The organism is Pinirhizobacter sp. (assembly GCF_035317885.1).
In the GTDB taxonomy this organism is placed as follows: domain Bacteria; phylum Pseudomonadota; class Gammaproteobacteria; order Xanthomonadales; family Rhodanobacteraceae; genus Pinirhizobacter.
In genome coordinates, this window is record NZ_DATHFX010000060.1 from 1 (window position 1) to 9723 (window position 9723).

Here is a 9723-nt window from a genome sequence, read left to right on the forward strand (position 1 = left end):
AATCCGGATCCGGATTCATCGCATCGGAACCATCCAGTTCCAGCGAGGTGGGGAAACGGACGTCGACGGTTTCAAGCGCGGTGATCGTGGCCATGGTCAGCGGTCCGCCCGATGGGCGTGCGCCACCTGGCGCTGCGTGCCGAGGCCTTCGATGCCCAGTTCCATCACGTCGCCGGGCTTGAGATAGGTGGGCGGTTTCAGGCCCAGGCCGACACCCGCCGGCGTGCCGGTGCTGATCACATCGCCGGGCATCAGCGTCATGTAGCGGCTGATGTAGCTCACCAGTTTCGCCACGCCGAACACCATGTTCCGGGTGTTGCTGGACTGGTATCGATGCTCGTTGACGCTCAGCCACAGATCCAGGTTCTGCGGATCGGGAATATCGTCGGTCGTAACCAGCCAGGGGCCCAAGGGACCAAAGGTGTCGCAGCTCTTGCCCTTCACCCACTGGCCGCCGTGTTCCATCTGGAACTCGCGCTCGGAGAGGTCGTTGACCACCATGAAGCCGGCGACGTGGCCGAGCGCTTCGTCCACCGTCACGTCGCGCGCGACGGTGCCGATCACCACACCCAGCTCCACTTCCCAGTCGGTCTTCACTGAGCCGCGCGGAATCACCACGTCATCGTTCGGGCCCATGATGGCCGTGGTGGCCTTCATGAACAGCACCGGCTGTTCGGGGATCGGCGCGCCGGTCTCGGCGGCGTGGTCGGCGTAGTTCATGCCCACGCAGATCATCTTGCCCACCTGGCCCACGGCGGGACCCAGGCGGACACCGGCATCGAGGCGGGGAAGGGTGGATGGATCGATCGACGCCAACAGGTTGAGCGATGCCGGCGAAAGCGTGGCTCCTGTGATGTCGTCGACCTTGCCGTGCAGGTCGCGCAGCACGCCATCGGCATCCACCAGGCCCGGGCGCTCGGCCCCGGGGTTGCCATGTCGGAAGAGTTTCATCGATAGATTCCTAGTTCGACCAGCCGCCGTCGATGACGTGCACGGTGCCGGTGGTGAAAGACGATTCATCGGAGGCCAGGTACACCGCGAGCGCTGCGATTTCCCCGGGCTCGCCCAGGCGGCCCATCGGCTGGCGGTCGGTGAAACTTTTCCAGGCCGCGGTTTCATCACCACCGAGGGCACGCACGCGTTCACCCAGCGAAGGCGTCTTCACGGTGCCCGGGCAAATGGCATTGCAGCGCACGCCGCGGGATACGAAGTCCGCTGCGATCGAACGGGTCAGGCCGATCACCGCGGCCTTGGTGGTGCCGTAGGCAAAGCGGTTGGGCACGCCCTTGATGCTGGAAGCCACCGAGGACATGTTCACGATGCTGCCCTGGCCGCGCTCGAGCATGCCTGGGATCACCGCGCGGCAGAGGTGGTACATGCTGTCCACGTTGATGGCGAACGAGCGCCGCCAGGCGCTGTCTTCGGTATCCAGGATGGTGCCGGCGTGGACGAAGCCCGCGCAGTTGAACAACACGTCCACCGGGTTCGTCGCGATGGCGGCGACGGCTGCCGGATCGGTGACATCCAGTACCAGGGTGTGGATGCCAGGGTGTAAGCCTGCAAGCGACGACAATGCCGAAGCGTCGATATCGGTTGCCAGCACGTCGGCTCCCGCGGCGGCAAAAGCCAGCGCCGTGGCGCGGCCGATACCGGCGCCGGCGGCGGTGACGAGGGCGCGTTTGCCCGCCAGGCGGCGGGAGGTCTCAAGTGTCATTGGCGGGCCATGGCGTGTGCGGGAAGGGATTGGCGGGTAAGGTCAAGACGGTAGAAACGCGCGGCGTTATCGCCCATCACCGCAGCCTCCTGGTCGGGCGCGAGTGCACGGACATAGCGCAAGGCAAGTCGCAGCCACTGTGCGTAGTCGCAGCGCAACGTCGCCACCGGCCAGTCGCTGCCCCACATCAGGCGCGCAGGCCCGAAGCTTGAGAACAGGTGCTCGACGTACGGCGTGATGGTGGCTTCGTCCTGATCCGGCGTGAGTTGGGTCAAGAGGCCGGAGAACTTGCAGTGCACGTTGGGGAACCTGGCCAGCCGTTCGATGCACGTGGCCCAGCGCGATAAGCTGCCGTCGGCAAGGTCGGGCTTGGCACCGTGGTCCACCACCACGCGAAGCCGTGGCTCGCGGTCGAGCCGCCGTAGCAGCGCAGGCCATTGCAATGGCCCCACGAGCGCATCGAACGCAAGTTCGCGCAAATGCAGGCTGGCGAACGCAGCGTCGATGCGTTCGCTGTCGAGCCAGTCCGGATCATCGATGTCTTGCGCCATGGGCCGCAGCCCCACCAGCAAGCCATCGCCATCGGCGGCAAGTGCCGCGATGCGTGCATCCACGTCGGGTGCCTCGAAATCCACCCAGCCCACCACGCCTGCAACGGTGACATCAAGGCGTGCCAGCTCGAACAGGAAGCGGGTTTCCTCCTCGCTGGGGGCCGCCTGCACCAGTACGCAAGCTTCAACGCCAGAGTCATCGCGGATGCTGGCGATGTCCTGGGGAAGAAAATCCCGGAGCAGGGAAGCCGGTGCGCCGGAGAGCCAGCCGTAATCGCCGCGGGAAGGTTTCCAGTAATGCTGGTGCGCGTCCAGGATCATGCGGCTACCAGGCCTTCGTCGCGCAGGCGCGCCCAAAGTGTTGCCGGCAGCGGGGTGGCCATGCGCCGCGCGGCAGCGTGCACTTCCTCAGGCGAGCGCAGCCCGCAGACCACGGTGGCCACGGCCGGATGCGTGAGCGGGAATTGCAGCGCCGCCGCGCCGATGTCGACGTGTTCGGCGCGGCCGATGTCGTAGTAACGCTGGGCCCGCGCGCGGATAGCTTCGCTGGCGGGCTCGTAGTCGTAGGTAGCGCCCGGGCCATCGTCGGCGCCGAGGAGGCCCGAGTTATAGGGCGCGCCCGCCATCACCGCGACACCGTTGCGATAGGCCATGGCCATCACGCGACGGCTCTGCGCCTGCTCGAACAGGGTGAAGCGGCCGGCCAGCAAGATGGTGTCGAGCTCGAAGCGCGGCATCACGTCCAGGCACACGGATTCTTCATTCACACCAATGCCGACCGCCCTGCATATGCCCTGGTCGCGAAGCGAGGCCATGGCGGGAAGGGCCTGGTCCAGCGCCTGCCGCAGTACGGCGGGGGCACGCTCGCCATGGACGAGGCTGCCGATGTCGTGCAGCAGCAGGATGTCGATGTGGTCGGTGCCGAGCCGGCGCAGGCTCTCCTCCACCGAACGCATGACACCGTCGTGGCTGTAGTCGAACACCGCATGCCGGCCCTGGACGGCGAAGCCGTCGTTGTCCGGGGCACTGCCGTGCTCGACGAGCCGGCCGACCTTGGTGGAAAGCGTGAAGCGGTGGCGGTGCATGCCGGCCAGGGCCTGGCCCAGGCGGCTTTCCGACAGACCATAGCCGTAGTAGGGCGCCGTATCGAAATGGGTGATGCCCGCTTCGAACGCGGCGCCGATGGCAGCCATGGCCACCGCGTCGTCGACGCCAGCGTAAAGGTTGCCGATGGGCGCCGCGCCGAACGACAGCGGCGACAACACCCCCACCCGCGATCGCAGGCGGTCAGGGCGGTCGGGCGCCTCAATGGGCAGGGACATCGGCGTTCCGTGGAACTGTGTGTATATGAACTGTACGTTCATATGTGTACAAAGCCAAGTTGCGATGCAACAACCCTGGCGGCCCGGTGAATGCTTATCCGGCTCGTTTGGAGCCGGGGCGCGGCTCCATCGACGGGTCGGGTTTCCCGGGCTCCGCCTTCTTGCGCCGGGCGCGGAGCTGCAGCCAGCGCACGCCAAGGTTCAACGAGAACCACAGGGCAATCGCAGCCAGGGGCCAGGCCAGGCCGCGCGGCCAGAACACGCCGATGGCGCCCAGCACCAGCAGGCCCAGGAAGCCTGCCAGCACGGGCCCGGTTTCAGTGTCGCCCAGCACGCGCCGCTCGCTCAGCGCCGCGCCGACGGTATTGGCCAGGCGCAACGCGCTGGCGGCGGCCCGGCTGGAACTGCCACCCGGGCGCCCGGGGCGGTGGGGACGCGGTTCGCTGCTGGCCACGCGCTGGCGGCCAGGTGAGCGTCGCGAGGGCGCCAGCAATATCTGGGTGGAGTTTTCCAGGTCCGCCTCGTACTGCCGGGCCATTTTCCCGGCAAAACCTTCATCTTCGATGGCAACGTCAATCTCGCGATTGCCCATCCAGCTTTGGATATTGAGGTTGGACGAACCCACGCGCGCCCATTGGCCATCGGCAACGGCCGTCTTGGCGTGCAGCATCGAGCCGTTCCATTCGAACACGCGGACGCCGGCCTTCAGCAGTGGCTTGTAGCCCGAGCGCGACATGCCGGCCACCAGCGGGATATCGCTGCTGCCGGGTACCAGCAGGCGCACGTCCACGCCGTCGCGCGCGGCCGCGCACAGTGCCTGCACGTAGGGTGCGATGCCCACGAAGTAGGCATCGGTCAGCCACAGGGACTTCGTTGCCAGTGCGGCGATCATCTGGTCCAGGCGATAGGTGCCGGCCGTGTATGGCTGGTTGGCCACCACGCGAAGGGCGATATTCCCCGCTTCAGGACACGGCACGGGCGTCGGCAGTTCCAGCGGGTCGGCGATGTCGGCCCAGCTATCGAAGAAGGCGCTGTCGAGCTCCGCCACTGCCGGGCCACGGATCGACACGCCGGTATCACGCCAGGGCGGAACGTTCTTCTTCGGGTTGCCCAGCCATTTGGCGCTGATGCAGACGCCTGAGAGGAAACCCAGGCAGCTGTCGGTGGTCAGTAGTTTGCGGTGGTTGCGGCTTACCCAGCCGAAGGGGCTGCCGATGCGCGGCGGATTGTGGATGCGCACCTGGCCGCCGGCGGCGCGCAGCGGCGTCCAGAACGATGCACGCGATTGCCCCAGGCAACCGACCCAGTCGCAGATCACTGCCACGAACACGCCGGCGCTGGCGCGCTCGACCAGTGCATCGCGGAAAGCCCGGCCGATGTCGTCGTCGCGGATGATGTAGTTCTCGAGGAATATCCGTTCCTTCGCATTCCTGATGGCATCGAGCCATTGGTCGAAATGCACCTGGGCATCGATCATCAGCTCGACGTCGTTGCCGGCTACCACCGGTGCACCCGCGGAGCGGCTGAGCGCCTGTTCGGCAAGGCGCCGGTCCGACGCTGCCTGGCGGGCGTGGCGAGAAGTCATGGGATTTTAAGGTTTCCTTGCGTGCGATGAAAGCCAGTCTGGCATGATGCGCTGCATGCCGTCATCGGAACGTTTACCGGATATCGCCGCCTGCGTGGCGCGCATCATCGCGGCCACCGGCGGCCACCCGCGCGTGGCCGCGCCCCTGGGCTTGGGCAAGCCGCACGATCTGCTCAACGCGCTTTATGCGGAAGTGGCGGCAAGGCCCGAAACCTCGCTGACGATCTTCAGCGCGTTGTCGCTCACGCGCCCGCGGGCGAAGCCGGGCCTGGAAGCCCGTTTCCTTGATCCGTTCCTCGATCGCCACCTGGGCCCGGGTTTCCGCGGCCTGGATTACGCCACGGCGCAGGCACGCGACGCGCTGCCGGCCAACGTGCACGTGCATGAGTTCTACCTGCAAGGCGGCGCGCTGTTGCACTCGGCGCCCGCACAGCGCGATTACATCAGCCAGAACTACACCCACGTCGCGCGCGACCTGGTGGCCCGCCAGATCAACGTGCTGGTGCAACTGGTGGCGGCATCTGGCGAGCGCATCAGCCTGTCGACCAATCCGGACCTCACCTTCGATTTCCTCGACCGGCAAGTAGCGGCGGGCCAGCCGCGGGCGCTATGCGTGGCCGTGGTGCATCCGGACATGCCTTTCGTCTCGGGCAACGCCGAGGCACCGGCGGGTTTCTTCGACGTTATCGTGACGCCGGAAACAGCGCCGGCCTTGTTCGCGCTGCCACGCCAGCCGGTGACGGTGGCCGAGCACGCGCTGGGCATCCACGCCAGCGCCCTGGTGCGTGACGGCGGCTGCCTGGAGATCGGCATCGGTGCGTTGTCCGATGCCATCGTGCACGCATTGCTGCTGCGCCATGGCCAGAATGCCGCGTGGAGCGAAGCACTGGAGGCGCTGGATGGGCGGGGTGTCACGCGTTCTATGGCCTTGCGCGAGGGAGGTACCGGGCTGTTCGAGCGCGGTATCTACGGTGCGAGTGAGATGGTGATGGACGGCTTCATGCACCTGGAGCGCGGCGGTGTGCTCAAACGCCGTACCTTCGACGACATCGAACGCGAGCGCCGTTCCGCCCGTGGCGAGCCCGACGCCGATCCGCGCCGCGGCGGTCATTACCTGCGCGGTGCCTTCGTGTTGGGTTCGCGCGAGCTTTACAGCTGGCTGCATCAGCGGGAAGCCGAAGACCCGGACGGCATCGACCTGTGCCGCGTATCCAACGTCAACCAGCTCTATGGCGATCACCAGGCGCTCGCGGCACTGCAACGGCGGGACGCGCGCTTCTTCAATACCTGCATGATGGCCACGCCGTTGGGTGCGGCCGTGTCCGATGCGCTGGCCGATGGCGAGGTGGTCAGCGGCGTGGGCGGCCAGTACAACTTCGTTGCCATGGCGCACGAGTTGCCGGGAGGCCGGTCGGTGTTGCTGATGCGCTCCACGCGCCATGCCGGCGGCAAGGTCGTGTCGAACATCGTGTGGAATTACCCGCACACCACCATCCCGCGGCATCTGCGTGACATCGTGGTCACCGAATACGGCGTGGCGGACCTGCGCGGCCGCAGCGATACCGAGTGCGTACAGGCGATGCTTGCCATTGCCGATGCACGGTTCATCGACGGCCTGGTGGCCCGGGCGAAGAAGGCCGGCAAGCTCAAGGCCGGTTTCGTGGTGCCCGACACCTGGCGCAGGAACACCCCGGAGGCCCTGCGGCAGGCGATGCCCGCGGCGGCCACCCCGGAATTTCCCTTTGGCAGTGATTTCTCGCCGGTGGAATTGCGCCTGCTGCCCGCGCTGGCGTGGCTGCGTTCGACATCCGCGTCATGGAGCGGCCGCCTGCGCCTGGCGGGGACGTTGCTGCGGCCCGGCCACGCGGTGGCGGGGGAGGAAGAAGCCCTGGGGCGCATGGGCTTTGAAGGGCCGCTGAAATTCGCCGATGCCCTGCAGCTGCGCCTGCTGCGGGCGGCCCTGCGCCGCGTGCATGCCGCCTGACCACGGGCGGTCATGGCGCTTGCGGTATCCTAGTGCCCTGGCCGCATAGCCCCCATATCGACCCCATGACCGAAGCTGCCCGTTACTCCCCTCGCGATGCCATGCCTCAAGCGCGCCGTCCCAGTGTCGGCGTCCGCGTCGGCAACGTACTGGTGGGCGGCGGCGCCCCGGTGGTGGTGCAGTCGATGACCAACACCGACACCGAAGACCCGGCAAGCACGGCCAAACAGATTGCCGAACTTGCCCGCGCGGGCTCGGAACTTGTGCGCATCACGGTCAATACGCCGGCCGCCGCGGCCGCCGTGCCGCGCATCGCCGAGCGCCTCCAGATGATGGGCGTAGAGGTGCCGATCATCGGCGACTTCCACTACAACGGCCACCAGTTGCTGCAGGGCGAGCCCGCCTGCGCCGAAGCGTTGGCCAAGTACCGCATCAACCCGGGCAACGTGGGTTTCGGCAAGAAGAAAGACACCCAGTTCGCCTCGATCATCGAGTTCGCGCTGAAGTACGGCAAACCCGTGCGCATCGGCGCCAACTGGGGCTCGCTGGACCAGTCCATGGTGGCGGCGCTGATGGACGAAAACTCCACGCGCGGCGATCCCTGGGATGCCAGCCACGTGGCGCGCGAAGCCCTGATCCGCTCGGCGCTGGATTCGGCCGCCCGCGCCGAGGAGATCGGCCTGCCGCGCGACCGCATTATCTTAAGCTGCAAGGTTTCCGGCGTGCAGGAATTGATCGCCGTCTACCGTGACATCGCCGCCCGCGCGGATTACGCCCTGCACCTGGGCCTGACCGAAGCCGGCATGGGCTCGAAGGGCATTACCGCGTCCGCCGCGGCGCTGGCCGTGCTGATGCAGGAAGGCATCGGCGACACCATCCGCATCTCGCTTACCCCGGAACCGGGCCAGTCACGCACCAACGAAGTGGTGGTGGCGCAGGAACTGCTGCAGACCATGGGCCTGCGCGCGTTCACACCGCTGGTCACCGCGTGCCCGGGTTGCGGCCGCACCACCAGCGAATTCTTCCAGGAACTGGCCAAGACGGTGCAGGCGCACGTGCGCGGCAAGATGCCCGAATGGCGGGTGAAGTACGACGGCGTGGAAAACCTCACCCTGGCCGTGATGGGCTGCATCGTCAACGGCCCGGGCGAATCGCGCCACGCCAATATCGGCATCTCGTTGCCGGGCAACGGCGAGGCACCTTCGGCGCCGGTATTCATCGACGGTGAAAAAGCCATGACCTTGCGCGGCGACAACATCGCCGATGAATTCGTCAGCATCCTCGATAACTACGTCGAAACGCATTACGCCCAGCGGTAGTCCACACAGGGCTTGATCGGCGCTTTAGAAGGTTTTCATCCATGGAGCATTGCATGACCGACAGGCAATCCCGGCTTACCCTCAACGACGGCCATACGGCGCCGCAACTGGGCTTCGGCGTATGGCAGATCGATGACAGCGTAGCCACCGAGTCGGTGGCCAAGGCCATCCAGACCGGCTACCGCTCCGTCGATACCGCCGCCATCTACGGTAACGAGAAAGGCACCGGCGAAGGCCTGCGCCGGGGCGGTGTTTCCCGCGGGGAGATCTTCCTCACCACCAAGCTGTGGAACGCCGACCAGGGCTTCGACAGCACACTGCGCGCCTTCGACAAAAGCCTGAAGCTGCTGGGCACCGACTACGTGGACATGTACCTGATCCACTGGCCGATGCCGGCGAAGGGCACTTACGTCGACACCTTCAAGGCGATGATCCGCCTGCGCGACGAAGGCCGCATCCGCAGCGTCGGCGTGTCCAACTTCAATCCTGCCCACATTGACCACCTGATCGCCGAGACCGGCGTCGCCCCGGTGGTGAACCAGATCGAACTGCACCCGGATTTCCAGCAGAACGACGTGGTGAAGCACAACCGCGCGAAGAACGTCATTACCGAAGCCTGGAGCCCGCTGGGGCAGGGCGGCGACCTGCTGAAGAATCCAACGCTTTCGGCGATCGCCAGGACCCACGGCAAGTCCGTCGCCCAGGTGATCCTGCGCTGGCACCTTCAGACCGGCCACATGGTGATCCCGAAGTCGCAGACGCCGGCGCGCATCGAGGAAAATTTCGACGTGTTCGATTTCCTGTTGAGCACGGCGGACATGCAGAAGGTCGCGGCGCTGGATGCGGGAAACCGCATCGGGCCGAATCCGGACGATCTGAACTAGGCGCGTCCGAAGCGGGGTCAGCGAAGTGGGGTCAGAGTGATTACTCTGACCCCCAACCTCCCCACATTCCGGCTGGCGTCCTCTCTGCCACCAGCGCCGCCGCGTGCCCAAGGAACACTTCGCGCGAAAGCTCCACCGCGCCCATGCTCAATAGGTGCGCATTCGTCACCTGCGCATCGAGCAATGGCATGCCGTTGCTTTCAAGCAACCGGCACAGCGCGATCAGCGCGGCTTTCGAACCGCCCGGGGCATGGCTGAACATCGACTCGCCGCAGAACAGGCGGCCGATCGCCAGGCCATAGATGCCGCCCACCAGCGCGTCGCCATCCCACACCTCCACGCTGTGCGCGTAGCCGTCGCGGTA

Annotated in this window: 9 protein-coding genes; 3 read left to right on the plus strand and 6 right to left on the minus strand. The window is 66.4% G+C overall.

Annotation, left to right across the window (positions count from 1 at the left end; translation table 11 throughout):
* Nucleotides 1-96: 96 nt before the first annotated feature.
* The 5 genes from VK519_RS01820 to VK519_RS01840 all read right to left on the minus strand — a co-directional run bounded on the left by VK519_RS01820 (nucleotide 97) and on the right by VK519_RS01840 (nucleotide 5172).
* Entirely contained in the window at nucleotides 97-951 is an 855-nt protein-coding gene (locus tag VK519_RS01820; RefSeq protein WP_324347092.1) for a fumarylacetoacetate hydrolase family protein, read from the minus strand.
* A 10-nt stretch (nucleotides 952-961) separates the two neighbouring features.
* Nucleotides 962-1714: an SDR family oxidoreductase gene (locus VK519_RS01825; RefSeq protein WP_324347094.1), complete on the minus strand. Its 753-nt coding sequence runs from the start codon at nucleotides 1712-1714 to the stop codon at nucleotides 962-964.
* Nucleotides 1711-2586 (minus strand): amidohydrolase family protein, encoded by an 876-nt coding sequence (locus tag VK519_RS01830; protein WP_324347096.1) that lies wholly within the window; start codon nucleotides 2584-2586, stop codon nucleotides 1711-1713. The genes VK519_RS01825 and VK519_RS01830 overlap by 4 nt, the downstream gene beginning before the upstream one ends.
* Nucleotides 2583-3587: an aldo/keto reductase gene (locus VK519_RS01835; RefSeq protein ID WP_324347098.1), complete on the minus strand. Its 1005-nt coding sequence runs from the start codon at nucleotides 3585-3587 to the stop codon at nucleotides 2583-2585. The genes VK519_RS01830 and VK519_RS01835 overlap by 4 nt, the downstream gene beginning before the upstream one ends.
* Before the next feature lie 94 nt (nucleotides 3588-3681).
* Nucleotides 3682-5172: a phospholipase D-like domain-containing protein gene (locus VK519_RS01840; RefSeq protein ID WP_324347100.1), complete on the minus strand. Its 1491-nt coding sequence runs from the start codon at nucleotides 5170-5172 to the stop codon at nucleotides 3682-3684.
* A gap of 55 nt (nucleotides 5173-5227) precedes the next feature.
* On the opposite strand from VK519_RS01840, the gene VK519_RS01845 reads away from it, so the two are divergent.
* The 3 genes from VK519_RS01845 to VK519_RS01855 all read left to right on the plus strand — a co-directional run bounded on the left by VK519_RS01845 (nucleotide 5228) and on the right by VK519_RS01855 (nucleotide 9359).
* Nucleotides 5228-7156 (plus strand): acetyl-CoA hydrolase/transferase C-terminal domain-containing protein, encoded by a 1929-nt coding sequence (locus tag VK519_RS01845; RefSeq protein ID WP_324347102.1) that lies wholly within the window; start codon nucleotides 5228-5230, stop codon nucleotides 7154-7156.
* Between the two features lie 65 nt (nucleotides 7157-7221).
* Complete coding sequence (gene ispG / locus VK519_RS01850) at nucleotides 7222-8475, plus strand: flavodoxin-dependent (E)-4-hydroxy-3-methylbut-2-enyl-diphosphate synthase (protein ID WP_324347103.1); 1254 nt, start codon at nucleotides 7222-7224, stop codon at nucleotides 8473-8475.
* A 53-nt stretch (nucleotides 8476-8528) separates the two neighbouring features.
* Entirely contained in the window at nucleotides 8529-9359 is an 831-nt protein-coding gene (locus VK519_RS01855) for an aldo/keto reductase (protein ID WP_324347105.1), read from the plus strand.
* Nucleotides 9360-9399: 40 nt separating this feature from the next.
* On the opposite strand, the gene VK519_RS01860 is transcribed toward VK519_RS01855, so the two are convergent.
* Nucleotides 9400-9723, minus strand: a 324-nt coding sequence (locus VK519_RS01860; RefSeq protein ID WP_324347107.1) for a leucyl/phenylalanyl-tRNA--protein transferase, incomplete at its 5' end; no start/stop codon positions are given.

Bases quoted from the DNA above. Each gene is read 5' to 3' on its own strand.
- VK519_RS01835 (WP_324347098.1), bottom strand. From the start codon at position 3,587: ATGTCCCTGCCCATTGAGGCGCCCGACCGCCCTGACCGCCTGCGATCG.
- ispG (WP_324347103.1), top strand. From the start codon at position 7,222: ATGACCGAAGCTGCCCGTTACTCCCCTCGCGATGCCATGCCTCAAGCG.
- VK519_RS01855 (WP_324347105.1), top strand. From the start codon at position 8,529: ATGACCGACAGGCAATCCCGGCTTACCCTCAACGACGGCCATACGGCG.
- VK519_RS01825 (WP_324347094.1), bottom strand. From the start codon at position 1,714: ATGACACTTGAGACCTCCCGCCGCCTGGCGGGCAAACGCGCCCTCGTC.
- VK519_RS01830 (WP_324347096.1), bottom strand. From the start codon at position 2,586: ATGATCCTGGACGCGCACCAGCATTACTGGAAACCTTCCCGCGGCGAT.
- VK519_RS01840 (WP_324347100.1), bottom strand. From the start codon at position 5,172: ATGACTTCTCGCCACGCCCGCCAGGCAGCGTCGGACCGGCGCCTTGCC.
- VK519_RS01820 (WP_324347092.1), bottom strand. From the start codon at position 951: ATGAAACTCTTCCGACATGGCAACCCCGGGGCCGAGCGCCCGGGCCTG.
- VK519_RS01845 (WP_324347102.1), top strand. From the start codon at position 5,228: ATGCCGTCATCGGAACGTTTACCGGATATCGCCGCCTGCGTGGCGCGC.